Annotated in this window: 17 protein-coding genes and 1 other RNA gene; 9 read left to right on the top strand and 9 right to left on the bottom strand. The window is 33.9% G+C overall.

Annotated elements, in window-relative coordinates; translation table 11 throughout:
• Positions 1-51 precede the first annotated feature (51 nt).
• The 4 genes from NG655_RS06455 to NG655_RS06470 all read left to right on the top strand — a co-directional run bounded on the left by NG655_RS06455 (position 52) and on the right by NG655_RS06470 (position 4,321).
• On the top strand, positions 52-1,038 hold the full coding sequence (locus NG655_RS06455) for an isoaspartyl peptidase/L-asparaginase family protein (RefSeq protein WP_252158515.1): 987 nt from the start codon (positions 52-54) through the stop codon (positions 1,036-1,038).
• 13 nt (positions 1,039-1,051) lie between these two features.
• Entirely contained in the window at positions 1,052-2,770 is a 1,719-nt protein-coding gene (locus NG655_RS06460; RefSeq protein WP_252158516.1) for a GMC family oxidoreductase, read from the top strand.
• A 4-nt stretch (positions 2,771-2,774) separates the two neighbouring features.
• Positions 2,775-3,479, top strand: a complete 705-nt coding sequence (locus NG655_RS06465; RefSeq protein WP_252158517.1) for a gluconate 2-dehydrogenase subunit 3 family protein — start codon at positions 2,775-2,777, stop codon at positions 3,477-3,479.
• A gap of 98 nt (positions 3,480-3,577) precedes the next feature.
• A complete protein-coding gene (locus tag NG655_RS06470) occupies positions 3,578-4,321 on the top strand; it encodes an MIP/aquaporin family protein (protein WP_419469270.1) in 744 nt (247 codons plus the stop codon).
• A 7-nt stretch (positions 4,322-4,328) separates the two neighbouring features.
• Here the strand turns inward: NG655_RS06470 and rny are convergent, their stop codons facing one another.
• The 5 genes from rny to NG655_RS06495 all read right to left on the bottom strand — a co-directional run bounded on the left by rny (position 4,329) and on the right by NG655_RS06495 (position 7,169).
• On the bottom strand, positions 4,329-5,894 hold the full coding sequence (gene rny, locus NG655_RS06475; RefSeq protein WP_252158518.1) for a ribonuclease Y: 1,566 nt from the start codon (positions 5,892-5,894) through the stop codon (positions 4,329-4,331).
• Between the two features lie 50 nt (positions 5,895-5,944).
• Positions 5,945-6,053, bottom strand: a non-coding RNA gene (gene ssrS / locus NG655_RS06480) — 6S RNA.
• Positions 6,054-6,110: 57 nt separating this feature from the next.
• Positions 6,111-6,407, bottom strand: a complete 297-nt coding sequence (locus NG655_RS06485) for a cell division protein ZapA (RefSeq protein ID WP_252158519.1) — start codon at positions 6,405-6,407, stop codon at positions 6,111-6,113.
• A 6-nt stretch (positions 6,408-6,413) separates the two neighbouring features.
• Positions 6,414-6,710: a hypothetical protein gene (locus NG655_RS06490; protein ID WP_252158520.1), complete on the bottom strand. Its 297-nt coding sequence runs from the start codon at positions 6,708-6,710 to the stop codon at positions 6,414-6,416.
• Positions 6,711-6,821: 111 nt separating this feature from the next.
• Positions 6,822-7,169 carry an ACT domain-containing protein gene (locus tag NG655_RS06495; protein WP_252158521.1) on the bottom strand — a complete coding sequence of 116 codons (348 nt, stop codon included), beginning with the start codon at positions 7,167-7,169 and terminating at the stop codon, positions 6,822-6,824.
• A 295-nt stretch (positions 7,170-7,464) separates the two neighbouring features.
• Between NG655_RS06495 and NG655_RS06500 the strand changes: the two genes are divergently transcribed.
• Positions 7,465-9,141 carry a M23 family metallopeptidase gene (locus NG655_RS06500; RefSeq protein WP_252158522.1) on the top strand — a complete coding sequence of 559 codons (1,677 nt, stop codon included), beginning with the start codon at positions 7,465-7,467 and terminating at the stop codon, positions 9,139-9,141.
• 8 nt (positions 9,142-9,149) lie between these two features.
• On the opposite strand, the gene NG655_RS06505 is transcribed toward NG655_RS06500, so the two are convergent.
• Together NG655_RS06505 and rocD are read right to left on the bottom strand one after the other, a co-directional pair.
• Positions 9,150-10,301: a cysteine desulfurase family protein gene (locus NG655_RS06505; RefSeq protein ID WP_252158523.1), complete on the bottom strand. Its 1,152-nt coding sequence runs from the start codon at positions 10,299-10,301 to the stop codon at positions 9,150-9,152.
• Positions 10,302-10,313: 12 nt separating this feature from the next.
• Positions 10,314-11,597: an ornithine--oxo-acid transaminase gene (gene rocD / locus NG655_RS06510; RefSeq protein WP_252158524.1), complete on the bottom strand. Its 1,284-nt coding sequence runs from the start codon at positions 11,595-11,597 to the stop codon at positions 10,314-10,316.
• A 154-nt stretch (positions 11,598-11,751) separates the two neighbouring features.
• Between rocD and rlmD the strand changes: the two genes are divergently transcribed.
• The 3 genes from rlmD to NG655_RS06525 are packed head-to-tail and all read left to right on the top strand — an operon-like array spanning position 11,752 to position 14,349.
• Positions 11,752-13,158: a 23S rRNA (uracil(1939)-C(5))-methyltransferase RlmD gene (gene rlmD / locus NG655_RS06515; RefSeq protein ID WP_252158525.1), complete on the top strand. Its 1,407-nt coding sequence runs from the start codon at positions 11,752-11,754 to the stop codon at positions 13,156-13,158.
• Positions 13,155-13,652, top strand: a complete 498-nt coding sequence (locus tag NG655_RS06520; RefSeq protein WP_252158526.1) for a DUF6452 family protein — start codon at positions 13,155-13,157, stop codon at positions 13,650-13,652. The genes rlmD and NG655_RS06520 overlap by 4 nt, the downstream gene beginning before the upstream one ends.
• A 10-nt stretch (positions 13,653-13,662) precedes the next feature.
• A complete protein-coding gene (locus tag NG655_RS06525; protein WP_252158527.1) occupies positions 13,663-14,349 on the top strand; it encodes a DUF6048 family protein in 687 nt (228 codons plus the stop codon).
• Between the two features lie 195 nt (positions 14,350-14,544).
• Here NG655_RS06525 and NG655_RS06530 read toward each other — a convergent pair whose 3' ends face one another.
• A complete protein-coding gene (locus tag NG655_RS06530) occupies positions 14,545-15,693 on the bottom strand; it encodes a THUMP domain-containing class I SAM-dependent RNA methyltransferase (RefSeq protein ID WP_419469278.1) in 1,149 nt (382 codons plus the stop codon).
• A gap of 93 nt (positions 15,694-15,786) precedes the next feature.
• Here NG655_RS06530 and NG655_RS06535 point away from each other — a divergent pair, with 93 nt between their 5' ends.
• Entirely contained in the window at positions 15,787-16,458 is a 672-nt protein-coding gene (locus tag NG655_RS06535) for a ZIP family metal transporter (protein WP_252158528.1), read from the top strand.
• A 201-nt stretch (positions 16,459-16,659) separates the two neighbouring features.
• On the opposite strand, the gene trhA is transcribed toward NG655_RS06535, so the two are convergent.
• A complete protein-coding gene (gene trhA / locus NG655_RS06540; protein ID WP_252158529.1) occupies positions 16,660-17,289 on the bottom strand; it encodes a PAQR family membrane homeostasis protein TrhA in 630 nt (209 codons plus the stop codon).
• Positions 17,290-17,345 lie beyond the last annotated feature (56 nt).

The raw sequence follows: 17,345 nt of genomic DNA on the forward strand, positions 1-17,345 counted from the left end.
CTAAAAAAACGCATAATCTCTTTAAATTTCATATTTTCAATAAAAATAATCATGAAAAGAAGGTCTTTTTTAGGAAAAACATTGATTGGAAGTCTAGCAACATTGATAGTGCCTAAAGCACTTTCAGCGTCAAACAAACCAAATTTCTCAGAGGTTATAAAAAACGAAAAAGGTCCAATATCTATATGTACTTGGAATTTTGTAAAAGCTAATGCTGCAGCAGGGAAAGCTTTAGAATCAGATTTAGATGCACTCAGCTCAGCTATAAAGGCAGCTGAAGTTGAAGAATTAAATGATAAAAACACAACCGTAGGCTATGGCGGAGCACCTGATCGGGAAGGTAATGTTACTCTCGATGCTTGTGTTATGGATCATAAAGGAGATTGTGGGTCAGTCGTTGCAGTTCAAAACATTGTTCATGTAGCTGCTTTGGCTAGAGATGTAATGGAAAAAACACCGCACGTCATGTTAGCAGCTGAAGGAGCTGAATCTTTTGCAAAATCACTAGGCTATAAACAAACAAATCTACTTACAGAGGAATCTAAAGAGAGTTGGTTGGAATGGTCTAAAAATTCAAAATACAAACCCATAATCAACATCGAAAATCACGATACCATTGGCGTTTTGTGTATGGATAAAAAAGGAAATATTGCTGGAGCTTGCAGCACAAGTGGTCTGTCATATAAAATGAAAGGACGTGTCGGTGATTCCTCTATTATTGGATCAGGATTATATGTTGACAATGAAATTGGTGGAGCAGTAGCAACAGGAATGGGGGAAGAAATTATCAAAACAGTAGGTAGTTTTTTAATTGTAGAACTCATGCGTCAAGGTTATTCACCACAAGATGCCTGTGACGAAGCTATTCAACGAATAATAAGAAAACAAGGAGAGCATGTTGATTTTCAAGTAGCATACATTGCTCTTGATAAGCAAGGTAGAGTTGGTTCAAGTTCTATTCACAAAGGCTTCACCTATATGAAGTATCAAAATGGTGAAAACAAAAACATTGAAGTAAACAACTTTATAAACTCATAATACACAAATAGCCATGCAAATAATTGAATCTTCAAAAATATATGATGTTGTAATTGTAGGGTCTGGAGCTGGAGGTGGAATGGCAACTAAAGTTTTAGCAGATGCCGGACTTAAAGTTGCTGTTGTTGAAGCAGGACCTCATTTCGATCCTGCGAATCCAGAACAACAAACACAATTAAAATGGCCTTACGAATCCCCTAGACGAGGTGCTAACACCCAGCGAGTATTTGGAGAATTCGATATGGCATATGGTGGTTGGGAGTTAGAAGGAGAGCCTTACACACAGGTTGGAGATACCCAGTTTGACTGGTATAGATCGAGGATGCTCGGCGGAAGAACAAATCATTGGGGTAGAATATCTCTTCGATTTGGACCTCGAGATTTTAAAGGTAAAGATCGTGATGGGCTAGGAGAAAACTGGCCTATTGGTTACGACGATCTTAAGCCATATTACGATAAAGTTGATCAGCTTATTGGTGTTTTTGGAAGCAAAGAGAATTTACCAAATGAGCCAGATGGATTCTTTTTACCCCCTCCCAAACCTCGACTACATGAACTTTATTATATAAAAGGTGCTAAAAAATCGAATGTAAAAGTAATTCCATCCAGACTATCTATTCTTACCAAAAGAATAAATAATGATCGAGGTGTTTGTTTTTATTGTGGACAATGCAATCGTTCATGTTCTGTTTATGCAGATTTCTCCTCTGGATCATGTTTAATTTTCCCAGCTCAAAAATCTGGAGGACAAGTCGACCTTTATGTCGATAGTATGGTTCGAGAGGTTCTTGTCAACGAAGAAGGGAAAGCAACGGGTGTTTCTTATATCAATAAAAAAGACCGTACAGAAAATAAAATCATGGGGAAGATTGTGATTCTAGCAGCCTCCGCCTGCAGCTCGGCTAGAATTCTTTTGAATTCAAAGAGTAAACAACACCCTAACGGCCTAGGAAATAACAGTAATATGGTAGGGAAATATCTTCATGATTCTACCGGTACTGATCGAATGGCTTTCGTTCCAAGTTTAATGAATCGTAAGCGATATAATGAAGATGGAGTTGGTGGAATGCATATTTATTCTCCATGGTGGCTTGATAATAAAAAGCTTGATTTTCCTAGAGGGTATCACATAGAAGTTTGGGGGGGAATGGGAATGCCCTCTTACGGGACCGGATTTAATGTAAATGATTTAAACAAATACCTTGGAATAAAGGTTGGAGGATACGGGAATCCTTTAAGGGAAGATATCCAAAAATTTTATGGATCCGTCATGGGAATGTCTGGACGTGGAGAAGCAATCGCAAGAGAAGATAATTATTGTGAAATTGATCCTACCAAGGTGGATGAATTTGGAATACCGGTCTTAAGATTTAATTATAAATGGAGTGATTTTGAAAGAAATCAAGCGCGTCACATGCACAATACTTTTGAAGAAATTATTGATAATATGGGAGGTATTGTTTTAGGTAGTAAACCAACAGAAAAAGAAAATTACGGATTACTAAATCCAGGTAGAATTATTCATGAAGTTGGAACTACACGAATGGGAACCGACCCCAAAAAGTCAGTGGTAAATGAATTTGAACAACTTCATGACGTTAAGAATGTTTTTATTGTAGATGCTGGACCTTTTGTTTCACAAGCAGACAAAAACCCAACCTGGACAATTCTTGCGCTTGCATGGAGGACTTCGGATTATATTATTCAAGAACTTAAAAAACAAAACATCTAATTTTATGGATAGAAGAGAAAGTATAAAATCGCTATTTCTAGGCTCCTTAATTGGTGGTTTAGCCTTAGAAAGTTGTGTTGGTGAAAACCAACAAGAATTAAATACTAAAATATGGGAATATCAATACGGAAGAACTCCAAAAGAAAAAGCTACTGATGAACGTATTTTATCTGAAAGTTTTTTTTTATCTCATGAGCTTAAATCTATTACTGTCTTGGGACACTTAGTTTTACCTCCAAATGAAAATGGAAATATAGAGGATGCAGGAGTTCCAGAGTTTATAGAATTTATGGCAAAAGATTACCCTAATTTTCAAGATCAAATCCGAGGAGGATTAATGAATTTAGATCATGACTCTAATTCACTTTTTGGAAAAAGATTTATTTTACTGACAGAGGAACAACAAAAATCAATCTTAGACAAAATTGCATTTCCTGACCCAGAATTAAGTGGATCGGAACAAACACAACCCATTCAATTCTTTAGTCTAATTAAGAATTTAATTATGACGGGTTATTTTACATCTGAAATTGGAATTAAAGAACTCGGCTATGCAGGAAATATTCCAAATGTATGGAACGGTGTTCCACAACACGTTCTAGATGATCATGGTTTAGAGTACGATCCCGAATGGATTGCTAAATGCATAGACCAAGATAAAAGAAACGATACCGCTGAATGGGATAGTGAGGGTAACTTAATCACTTAAAAAGTAATAGTTAACAAAAGAATTCAATAAAAATTTTTACATTATTGTTCTTATGAATTTTTCTTTAACGAAATTTACGTTTAAATAAACTTATTATTATGATGACACCTTTTATTGCTGAATTTATTGGTACTGCGATCCTTTTGTTTTTAGGGGCAGGCGTTGTTGCAAATGTAAATCTAAAAGATACAATTGCAGAGGGCCAAACTTCCTGGGTATTGATTACAACTTCTTGGGGATTTGCAGTTTTTGTTGGCGCATATATAACAGGACAATTCAGTGGAGCCCATTTAAATCCTGCAGTTACTTTAGGATTAGCTGTAATTGGAAAGTTCTCATGGTCACTTTTACCTTCTTACTTTTTAGCCCAATTATTAGGTGCAATGCTCGGAAGCTGGCTTTCTTATATTCTTTATATCGATCATTACAGAGTAACAAAAGATGAAGGTGCAGTGAAAAGTACATTTTGTACAGGACCTGCGATTCGTAACTTCAAAAACAATTTCTTTAGTGAATTTATCGGAACCTTTATGCTTGTATTTGGAATATTCTTTATTGTTTCACCGAATATAGAAATCGAAGGAATGGACATTCAAAACTTTGGAATAGGCTCTTTAGATGCATTACCTGTTGCCATTCTGGTATGGGTAATTGGTATGAGCCTTGGAGGAACAACCGGTTATGCTATTAATCCAACAAGAGACCTGGGGCCACGTATCCTCTACCAAATGCTGCCAAGAAAAAACAAAGACGCAGACTGGTCTTATGCATGGATTCCCGTGTTTGGACCTTTAGCTGGAGCAGCATGTGCAGGATTACTTTATAATATTTTAATTGGATAATTAAAACTTATTTAGCAACATTTACTGCCCTTGTTTCTCGAATTACAGTAATCTTAACCTGACCTGGATAAGTCATATCAGTTTGAATTTTCTGTGAAATTTGGAAAGATAATTCAGCTGCATTGTTGTCAGATACTTTTTCACTTTCAACAATCACGCGTAATTCTCTCCCAGCCTGAATAGCATAGGCCTTACTCACTCCATTGAAGTCCAAAGCTATTTCTTCAAGGTCTTTGAGGCGCTGAATATAACTATCTAACACTTGACGACGTGCGCCTGGTCTTGCACCCGAAATAGCATCACAAACTTGGATAATTGGAGAAAGTAAAGAGGTCATTTCTACTTCGTCATGGTGAGCTCCAATTGCATTACACACATCTGGTTTCTCTCCATATTTTTCAGCCCACTGCATTCCAAGAATAGCGTGAGGTAGCTCAGACTCCTCCTCTGGTACTTTCCCAATATCGTGAAGTAATCCAGCACGTTTAGCTAATTTAGGATTTAAACCTAATTCAGAAGCCATAACACCGCAAAGCTTTGCAACCTCCCGAGAATGCTGAAGTAAATTCTGACCATAAGATGAACGGTATTTCATTCGACCGATAATCTTAATTAATGCTGGATTTAATCCGTGAATTCCTAAATCAATTACAGTTCGCTTTCCTACTTCTGCAATTTCGTTTTCAATTTGCTTTGATGTTTTGTTTACAACCTCTTCAATTCGAGCAGGATGAATCCTACCATCTGTGACCAAACGATGTAAAGATAATCTTGCTATCTCTCTTCTTACGGGATCAAAACAAGATAATATAATCGCTTCAGGAGTGTCATCTACAATAATCTCAACTCCAGTAGCTGCTTCTATTGCTCTAATATTTCGTCCCTCTCGGCCAATAATTCGTCCTTTTACATCATCAGATTCTAAGTTAAAAACAGAAACACAATTTTCAACTGCTTCTTCTGTTCCAATACGTTGAATTGTTCCAATAATGATTTTCTTAGCCTCTTGCTCTGCTGATAATTTAGCTTCTTCTATTGAATTTTGAATAAAAGACATTGCATCTGTTTTTGCCTTATCTTCTAAAGATGTAATCAATTCTTTTTTAGCTTCTTCTGCAGTTAGCCCAGAAATCTCCTCTAGTTTTATTTGATATTTTTTTTCTGCTTCATCCAAAGATTGGCTTTTACGATCAAACTTTTGAATGCGTTGATCTAGATTAGAAGATTTTTGCTCAAAACTTCTATTTAAATCTTTATTTCGCTGTAATTCTTTGTTTAAATTTTTTTCTTTTTCGCGTACTTGGTTTTCAATCTCATTTATTTTTTTCTCTCTTTGATTGATAACCTTTTCGTGATCTAATTTTAATTCAATAAAACGTTCTTTAGCCTGAAGCATCTTTTCTTTCTTAATCCTATCAGATTCTTGATGGGACTTTTTGATGATTCTTCTAGCTTGTTGCTCACTTTTCTTGATTATTGAAGAAGACTTTTTCTTCTGAATAATCTGCATGATTATCAGACCCAAAACAAGTCCTGCAACTGCTGTTAGTATTAAATATATTGTTGTTGTCATAGTTGGTTTTTATTTATAAAAAAAGCCTGTACTAGCTTAGAGGTTTGTATAAACTCCGTAAAAAAAGGTTTGCGGCTAACCAACTGATCAAGGATCTGTTCAAAGACAGCTTGCTTTTACAATATGGACTCACCTCTTATAAAAATAAGATCGTTGAGTTTATCAAAAATTTAAACTAATACAGGCAGTAGTGTATTATTTATTTTAAAGAACGTATTAAAAGGTAGCCATGTGATTCTCAATCATTTCAATTAAATGGGTGATTTTTTGATCATCTGTGGTATTATCCTCTATTTCAGTAGTACTCTTTTGTTCTAGTTGGGTTGCATATTGTAAAGCACACATAGCTAAGACATCTTGTTTGTCCCTAACTGCGTAGTTTTGTTCCAACTGTTTGATCATTGCTTCAATTTTCTTTGCAGATTTTCTTAGAGACTCCTCCTGGTCGGGTGCCACCGTCAAAGGATACACTCGATCTGCAATAGTTAACTTTATTTTTAGCAATTCACTCATAAAAAATTACTCTAAAGTTTGTAGTTGATTCATACAACCATCTACTTGCTTTATTAGAGCCTTGATTTTATTTTTAGTCTTTGTATTACTTTCGTTACTGCCGAGTAATGCGTTAGCCATTTCTAAGGAAGCTTGAGCTTTCTTTAGAGTTTTATTCTCTTCTGAAACATCGTTTAACTTTTTTTTTGACTCCTCCAACTGTTCAGTTAAAGACTGTAAAGCGTAGTGGTTCTCTTCTAATTTATTTAAAAGTAACACTATGTTTCTTTCGAGAAGTTCAACATTTTGATTTTTTTGACTCATAATGACACATAACTCCTAACATCACAAAGCTATGAATTTTAAATCTATTCTATACTTTTTAAGAAGTTCATTTATGAAATTTAACAAAACATTTAGGTTTCAGAAATCAAACTAAACTTCTAAAACTTGTACCGCTTCGGAACCAGAGTCGTAAGGCACTAAAAGATAATCGTGATAAAATCCAGCTACTATATTACAGGGTATCTTATGTATCGAAAGAAGAGCAGAAATATGAGCTGTTATTCCTGTTGAGTTTAAAGATGTTATTGTCTCTACTGATATTAATGCCCACGTTTCTTCAAATAATATATTATTCAATCGAGCAACTTCTTCAGATACTAAAAAGGTAATTCCTTCTTCTTCTCGAAATGAAAAAAGTATATCCTCAGGGTTAAACATAAAGTTAACGAAAGAACAATACACAAATCGGGATGGGTGTAGCTTATATTTCAAATTCATCACACTAATTTAGGATAATTGTCATTCCCTTTTACATATTAAAATCCTTATATCAAGATTAAACAAATGTTAATGCGCTTTTAACGGGTTGTTTTTATTCATATACATCACTCCATCACTTAATTGAATCCATTTTTCAATGGTTGAAAAATAGAAAATCAAGTACTAAAATCTTGGAGTGTTTTATACAAAAAAAGAAACACTATTATCAACAAAAACAACTTCCCAATAGGTTTCTTGAAGAAAAAATTAAAAAAATAAATACTTAAAAAAGGGATTTTTTATCTTAGCTAATATGAATAAATTTTCAAGAAACTGCTTAGGTGTTTTTCTTATTTTGATATCCATTAGTACTAGCGCGCAAAAAACAGTTCCGCCCTTGGACATTCCACTGCTTCTTTCAGGTAATTTTGGGGAACTAAGAGGAAGTCATTTCCATGCCGGCTTAGATATTAAAACGCAAGGACGACAAGGGTTTCCAGTAAGAAGTATACAAAATGGAAGTATACGTCGGATAAGAGTTTCTGTATCTGGATATGGAAAAGCAATTTATATTGATCATCCAGACGGGACCACTTCGGTGTATGCACACTTGAAAAATTTCTCCCCTAGGATTGAAAAGATAATTAAAAACAAGCAATATGAAAGTGAACGGTTTTTAATCCAAAGCTATTATAAACTCAATGAATTAAATGTTAAACAAGGTGAGGTAATAGGATACTCTGGAAATACAGGGGGATCACTTGGACCTCATTTACATTTTGAACTACGTAATTCGGAATTACAATTACCCCTAAACCCATTAAGATTGAAGTATGACATTAAAGACACTCAACGTCCGGTAATTCAAGATTTATATGTTTATGATCTTGAAAAGGATAAAAGCATTAAAAAGAAAAAACTTAGAATTACTCGAAAAAATGACAGTACGTATACAACTTCAAACCAAAAGTGGTTTGGCTCAAAAGGAATTGGTATCCGAATGTACGATCGTCAAGATCTAAGTTATAACAAGAATGGTATTTATAAAGTTTTAGTTCGACTAAACGGAAAAGAAATGATACAATACACTTTTGATCGTATTAGTTTCGACGACAGTAAATACATAAGTACGTTAATTGATTATAAAACTTATGTTGAAGAGGGTTTTAGAATTCAAAAACTGTTTAGAAACCTCCCTTATGATTTCAGCTTTATTTCTGAGAATGCTCCAAACGGAATACTAAACTTCGAAACGGGTCGCTCGTATCAACTTGAAATAATGCTTGAGGATTATCATGGGAATAAAACTTTTGTGGAAAGTTTCATCGAAGGAAAAGAAGAACCGTTCAAAAGATTTAATGAAACTAAAAAAGAAAATATAGTCAAACCAGAGTTAGATTATCTTTTTCAGTTAAAAAACAAAGAAGTTTATTTACCTAAAAACACCTTTTTTGAACCAGTTGATTTTGAAATAAAAGAAACTAAAGACAGTTTGTATTTAGGTTCTAATTCAGATGCAATTCAAAATACTTTTACAATTGAGTTTGATTCTCCAAAAATTGATTCCACAAAAACAAACCCTTGGGGTATTGCTCGAATAAATAAAAAAGGAAAAGCTGAGTATGTATTCTCAAAATTGAAAGAAGGGAAACTTATTACTAAAAGTGGCATACCTGGAACTTATTTCCTCGCAAAGGATAGTATTGGACCAACCATAAAACCTCTTAACTTTAAACCAAATCAATGGCTTAGTAATTATTCTTTTTTAAAATTAAAAATTGAAGATGACTTCTCCGGAATCAAAAAATATAGAGGCACAATAAATGATCGCTGGATATTACTAGAACACGAACCTAAAAATAAAACCATAATCTACAATTTTGAAGATCTCGTGTTTAAAGATGCTAAACTTGATTTTAAATTAACAGTTGAAGACAATCAGGGGAACATAAGTACCTTCGAAACTTCTATATTTAGGAAACCTAACTAATAGAAAAATTACTCTTCAATAAAGGAACAAAGTGTTTCAACCAAATAGTCTATTTCTTCTTTTGTGTTGAAAATAGAAAATGAAAAACGAAGGGAAGGTTTTGATTTGTGTTCTTGAGGTAAAACTTGATCCAATACATGGGATCCTTTGAGGCTCCCTGACTGACAAGCACTCCCTTTTGAACATGAAATTCCTTTTAGGTCTAGATGAAAATTAAGTAATTCAGCTTTACTTTTTTGAACTGGTAACGCAACATTAATCAAGGTAAAAGTACTGTGTTCTAAATCTGAGCAACAACCGTTAAAATGAATTCCTGGCAAGGAAGATTTCAATTGACTTATAGCATAGGACTTTAGATCTCTAATGTAACCTTGCTCTTCTTCTAATTTTGAATAAGCAATTTCTAAAGCCTTCGCCATTCCAACAATATTATGAACAGATTCTGTTCCAGCACGAAGACCTCTTTCTTGGGAACCACCCATAATAAATGGATTCAAACCTGAATTCTGTCTTATAAACGAAAAACCAACTCCTTTGGGTCCATGAAACTTATGAGCTGCTGCTGACAAGAAATCAATTTGTACCTTTTCTAAATCAATGCTGTAATGACCAACTCCCTGAACGGCATCGGTATGGAACAATGCATTATGGGATTTACAAGAATTAGAAACACGTTTTAGGTCAAGTATACTTCCTATTTCATTATTTACATGCATTAAACTCACTAGTTTTTTTGAGTCATCTGCAACAAGTAAACGGTCTAGATCCTCGTAATCTACCATTCCATCAGAATTGGTTTTAACATAAATAACCTGAGCTAAGTTATGTTCTACCAGAAAATCTACAGCATGAATTATAGCATGATGCTCAATCTTGGAGGTTATTACTGTTTGTATTCCTAAATCACGAACTGCGCACTGCAAAAACATATTATCTGATTCAGTTCCCCCAGAGGTAAAAATAATCTCTTGAGGTTTTACATTAAAATGTCTAGCAATACTTTTTCTAGCAGTTTCTATTTGTGTTTTTGCCGAACGCCCAAAAGAATGTGTTGAGGATGGATTTCCGTATGTATTCAACAATACATCATGCATTACATCAACAACTTCCTTCCTAAGAGGAGTTGTTGCAGCATTGTCAAAATAAACAGACCGTTCCATTAAATTCTTTTATTATGGTTCAAACTCTTGAAGAACCGAAGTGATTATTTCAACGCAATCTAATAATTGTTCTTCTGTCATTACTAAAGGAGGTGCAAAACGAATTATATTTCCATGGGTAGGTTTCGCTAATAAACCTTGATCTCGAAGACGTAAACAAATATTCCATGCGGTTTTACTTTCTTCAGTATCATTGATTAATATGGCATTTAGCAAACCTCGCCCACGAACTAAATTAACAATAGAACTACCCAAAATATACTCGGTCATTTTAGCTCTAAAAATTTTACCTAATTTACGAGCATTTTGAGTTAATTTTTCTTCCCGTATTACCCCTAATGCAGTCTTTGCTACAGAAACACCAAGAGGATTACCTCCAAAAGTGCTTCCGTGTTGCCCCGGCTGAATGACATCCATTATAGCTCGATCTGCTAACACTGCAGAGACTGGGTAAACTCCTCCACTTAATGCTTTCCCTAAAATCAATAAATCAGGACGTACATAAGTAGCTTCTTGTTTTTCGCAATTTGACTCACAAGTACAATTTCCACACACTGCTAAAAGGGCTCCTGTTCTTCCAATTCCAGTTTGAATTTCATCAGCAATTAACAGCACGTTGTGTTTTTTGCAAACAGCTTTTGCTTTTGCAATAAAATCGTCGTCTGGTGTGTAAACACCTGCCTCACCCTGAATTGGTTCGACTAAAAAGCCAGCAATATTTGGGTTTTCTTGTAAAACTTTATCTAATGCCTCTACATCATTGTACGGAATGTTTATAAATCCTCCGGTATGAGGACCAAAATGATCTTTTGAGCCAGCATCTGAAGAGAAAGATATTATCGTTGTTGTTCTCCCGTGAAAGTTATTATCACAAACTACAATTTGTGCCTGTCCTTCAGGTATCCCTTTAACGGTGTGTCCCCATTTTCTAGTAATTTTAATTGCAGTCTCTACTCCTTCAGCACCAGTATTCATTGGCAATAGACTTTCAAAACCAAAATAGTCGGTAGTGTATTCCATGTACTCACCTAAACGATTGTTATGAAAAGCCCTAGAAGTTAATGTTAATGTTGAGGCTTGATTTTTAAGAGTATCAATAATCTTAGGATGACAATGTCCTTGGTTTACAGCTGAATATGCCGACAAGAAATCGTAATATTTCTTACCCTCTACATCCCATAAATATACTCCTTCTCCTTTTGCAAGAACAACTGGAAGTGGATGATAATCTTTAGCTCCGTGTTGTTTTTCTAAATCTAAATAATAATTTGAATTTTTGTGATTTACAGACTCCATATTAAAGTTTTAATCGTTATTTAATACAAATTCCTTCTTGTTTTGGGGGAGAGAAATCATCCTTCACAAACTTACAATTTATCTTATAAAAAAAAATAAATCTTGTTGAATAATTCTGTTGCCAAAACAGTTTATAAAACCTTATTTTTGTCTCATGGGAAGACGCAATAAAAACCAACTATTCGAAGGCGTAAAGGTCGTTGATACGGCTTCAAAAGGTAAATCTGTTGCTAAGACAGATGACGGAGCTATTATATTTTTAACAAGTGGAGTGCCCGGAGATGTGGTAGACATAAGCACCTACAAAAAAAGAAAAGGTTTTTACGAAGGTAATATTGTAAAATTTCATAAATATTCTGAACACAGAACAGAACCAGTTTGCGAACATTTTGGCGTGTGTGGCGGTTGTAAATGGCAACATATGAAATATGATTCTCAGCTTATTTTTAAACAAAAAGAAGTCACTGAGAATTTAAAAAGAATTGGCGGAATAGAACTTCCTGAGCTTGAACCAATCCTTTCGGTTGAAAATCCATATTGGTATAGAAATAAAATGGAATTTTCTTTTTCAAATCAAAGATGGCTTACGAAGGAAGAAGTTGAATCAGGTGTTGACATTAATCGTAATGCTTTAGGGTTCCATAAACCCGGAATGTGGGACAAAATTGTAGACGTTAATGAGTGTCATCTTCAAGCAGACCCTTCAAATGAAATCAGAAATTTTATTCGTTCGTATGCACTTGAAAATGAAATAGCCTTTTTTGATCCAAAAAACAAAGCTGGTTTTCTAAGAAGTTTAATGATCCGCACAACTTCTACCAAAGAAGTAATGATTGTTCTTCAAATATTTAATAAAAATGAAAAACTATTAGTTCCACTGCTTGATGCTGTTGCAGAAAAATTTCCTGCCATTACCTCTATCCAATATGTAATTAACGAAAAAGCTAATGATACAATATATGATCAAGAAATAATATGTTATGGAGGAACAGATTTCATAACTGAAGTTATGGAGGAATTGCAGTTCAAAATAACGGCTAAATCTTTTTATCAAACAAACTCACTTCAAGCATATGAGTTGTATAAAGTGGTTCGAGAATTAGCAAATCTTCAAGGAGATGAATTGGTCTATGATTTATATACAGGAACTGGAACCATAGCTCAATTTATTGCTCAAAAAGCAAAAAAAGTTGTTGGTGTAGATGTTGTTCCTGATTCGATTAATGCTGCTAAGGCTAATGCAATTCATAATAAAATTGACAATGTATTTTTTGAGACTGGAGATATGAAAGCAATTTTTACAGAAGATTTTATAACTCGACATGGAAAAGCCTCGGTTGTCATAACAGATCCACCACGCGATGGGATGCATAAAGATGTTGTTAATCAACTTTTAGAACTTAGTCCAGATAGCATCGTATATGTGAGCTGTAATAGTGCAACCCAAGCAAGGGATTTATCTTTAATGAAAGCTAAATACAACGTTGTAGCCTCTCAAGCTGTAGATATGTTTCCCCAAACTCATCATGTAGAAAATGTTGTACTTTTGAAAAAGATATGATGAAAACTAAAATTGCTCCTTTCCTTCTGATTCTCATCTACAGTATAATTGTAGGATGCGAGAAAGATGATATCTGTTTAATAGAAACCCCCAGCACCCCACAACTAGTTGTTCGTTTGTTTGACAAGGATAATAGAAATGAATACAAGGCGGCTAATAACATTATAGTTTATGGTGTTGGAAACGAAGATCCATTGATGACTATAAATTCAGACTCTCTTGCGCTTCCCTTAAAGGTTCAAAGTGCTTTTACTCAATATGCGTTTGTTCTACCCAGTAGCACTGTCAGTTCAACTGTTTCCGATACACTACAATTTAATTATGGTCGCTTTGATGAATACATAAATAGAGCTTGTGGTTATCGAGCTAATTTTACTTTAAACGAGAACGTAATATCATATCCTATTAATGCACCTTTATGGATTGAATCTTTTGAAATATTAATTGACACTGTTTCCAATGAACAACAAGCACACTTGGCTATTTATCATTAGCATACTGTTTTTGAGCTGGTTTACAGTAGCTCAAGAAAGCAATGTTTTAGAAATAAAAAAAGAACCTAAAACCTATGCACTTCGTGCAGGAATTGATCTATATAAACCTATACGCTCCCAATTTGACTCAAACTTTCAAGGTCTTGAAGTCGTAGCAGATCTTAAGATCAAAGAAAACATTTATATTGCTACAGAAATTGGAAATGAAAAAGCTACAATACAAGCCGAGGAATTAAATTTCACAGCAACCGGAAGCTATATCAAACTTGGAGTAGATTATAATATGTACAAAAACTGGGCAGGAATGAACAACGATGTTTATCTCGGAATTCGTTATGCTAGAAGCATACATACCCAGACTTTAAACGATTATTTAGTTTATATAACCCATCATTATTGGGATACTCCAAGAACTACATCTGGGTTTGCAAACGGTGAAAAAGAAACTTTAAGTTCTGGTTGGATGGAAATTGTTTTTGGAACGAAAGTTCAACTCAACTCAAAATTCTTTTTAGGAATCAGTCTTAGGATGCATCGAATGATAACAAACCCACAACCTACCAATTTCGGCAACTTACATGTTCCTGGTTTCAATAAAGTAACCGATGAAAATAATTTCGGTGCAAGTTTCAATTATACTCTAACTTATTCGCTTCCGTTTAGGTTAAAAAAATCTAAAGTTCCCGAGGATCTTTAAATAATGGTATTTTGACATACAATTTACCTTTTTCAACTAGAAATTTTGGTGAGAAAACACTTGCCAATAATGCTGAAAAGGCTATTAAAGGAATATATGACAGTTGAAGAAACGTGCCTATAATTGTTTTTATAATTAAAAATAAAAATCCGAAACACAATAAATTAAAAAGTAAGGCTTTTGTTTTTATATTAATCATTCTTCTTTTTTTAGTTTATGAATTTTCTTGGTTCCTTTATAGATAGAGAAAAGAGAAAGTCTAGTTTCTAATTTCCCATTAAAGAGTTTTATTTTACGAGAGGGACGAAGACCAACGTGTTTTAAGGCTTCCATATTGGCACTTATCATCCAGGCCTGAGTATCGGAATACTTTTGCTTTAAAGTATCCCCTATTTCAGAATAAAAAAGATTCATGTCGCCTTCTAATCGTTCCCCGTATGGTGGATTGGTAACAATATGCAATGGACGGTCAGTTTCTTTCTCAGAATAAAGGAAATTATTTTTTTCAATAGAAATAAATTCCTCCAAATTTGCATTTTTAATATTCTCTCTTGCTTTTTCAATAGCAGAAGGAGCTTTGTCAAAACCCGAAATTGTCCCAGCCAAACCACGTATTTTGCTTATTTGAGCTTCTTCAATTTTATAAAATAATTCTTCATCCCAATCATTCCATTTTTCAAAAGCAAATTCCTTTCTATTAATATTGGCAGGAATATTACAGGCAAGCATTGCTGCCTCAATTAGAATGGTTCCACTACCACACATAGGATCCAAAAAATCAACAGTTTGATCCCACCCTGACAGTAAAATTATACCTGCAGCTAACACCTCGTTAAGGGGTGCTATATTTGTAGCGGTTCTATAGCCACGGTGATGTAAAGAACTTCCTGAACTATCTAAAGAAATAGTACAAATATCTTTATCTATGTGTACATTAATACGTACATCTGGATGATCTAAATTAACGTCTGGGCGTTTCCCAGTATCTGCTCTAAATCGGTCAACTATTGCGTCTTTAGTTTTTTGAGAAACATAAAGAGAATGTGTGAAATTTTCTCCAAACACAACACTGTCAATTGCTAAAGAGTTCTTAGTACTTAAATAATTTATCCAATCGAAGTCATAAACCATATTATAAAGCTCATGCTCATTGGTAACTCGAGCAGTATGAATAGGCTTTAAAATTTTCAAAGCCGTTCTTAAACTCAAATTAGCTTTATACATAAACCCTTTATCTCCAACAAAATGAACGATTCGATTACCTTGTTCAACTTCTTGAGCCCCCAGATTTTTAAGCTCTTCAGCTAATAATCCTTCCATTCCGTAGAATGTTTTTGCCAACATTTTAAAATTACCTTCCATACCCCTTTTAATTGCTGTCAAAAATAGCTTAATTTTGCACAATAAACGAAGGGAATTGATACCTTCATACATATTATGCAGCTATCCTTATTATTACCCTTTATTGCAGTTTATTTTGGTGCTGCTATTGCATTAATTCTACGTCCAAAAAAAATGACAGAATTAAAGTTGATTCTGTCCTTTAGCGGTTCGTTTCTATTATCAATCATCGTCATTAATTTATTGCCCCATTTATTTGAAGATAATAATTCAAATCCTGGAATATGGATCATGGTAGGTATTGTCATTCAAATATTGCTTGAATTGTTTTCTAAAGGAGCAGAACATGGTCATACACACACAAATAAAACAAACCAGCTGCCCTGGGTACTCATTATAAGTTTATGTATTCATGCCTTTATGGAGGGTATGCCATTAAACGATCAGCCGGAACTATTATTAGGAATAATGATACATAAATTACCCATAGGAATTGTAATGACTTTACTCTTATGGGAAACTAACACTCCTAAAATTCAAAAAATTATAGCACTATTTATTTTTGCTGCAATGACTCCTATAGGTGGAATAGTTAAAGAAAATCTATTAAACTTTGAATCCATAACCAAAATAATTGATGCAGTAGTAGTTGGAATCTTATTTCATATATCTACAACAATTCTTTTTGAAAGTTCCGCAGGTCATGTATTTAACAGCAGGAAATTTATCGCTATCATTTCGGGGATATTAGTTGCTGCTCTTCTTTAGAGAAATTTGCCAGATATTACATTAAACCAACCAACTGTGCATTAATCATAGCCAGTTACAACAACTCATAGTGGGTTAAAGATTTAAATATACCATATTTACAGTATCAAAAAAGATATTAAAAAATAAAAGTACATATTTGAATTTAACCTAGTTTATTTGTTTTTAAAAACCCTGCGAAGCCCCTTTCTGCAGGGTTTTTTAGTTTGTATAAACTCTTAAAATTTCATTAATCATAAGAAAATGAAATAGGGCACCAAATAAAACAAAAACATGCCAAATGGCATGCGTTTCTTTAATGGTTTTATTGGAATAAAAATAAACACCCGTTGTGTAGAAAAAACCACCAAGTGCCAAATATATTAATGCTAATGATGTAAAAGAATTAATTACAGAATCAATATCCAAAATAACCAACCACCCCATCCCTAAATACATAAATAAAGATATCTTTTCGAAACGACCTGTATAGAATATTTTAAAAATGGTTCCAAAAAAGACAATACACCAAACTCCTTTAAAAATTAAAATACCTGAAGATTCGTATAAAACAGTTAACGTTACCGGTGTATAACTCCCAGCAATTAAAAATAAGATAGCGATGTGATCAATTTTACGCCAAAATAATTTTTTATCACCAGAAACGGAATGGTAAATGGTAGATGAAGAAAACAAGAATATCAATGAAAAACAATAAACAATCAAAGCGAGAAAGATTCTTGGTTCGCTATAAGATTGATTATAAAAAAAATGAGCAGTACCCATAACACTTAAAACAATTCCCATTGCATGAGTAAAAACATTAAGTCGTTCTTCTTTTGGTATAATCATAACCCTATTAATTAAAAATTATTAATGAACCTAATAACATAATTAAATTACAAATC

Origin of the sequence: Candidatus Arcticimaribacter forsetii, assembly GCF_910589745.1 — a bacterium.
Taxonomy (GTDB): Bacteria; Bacteroidota; Bacteroidia; order Flavobacteriales; family Flavobacteriaceae; genus Arcticimaribacter; species Arcticimaribacter forsetii.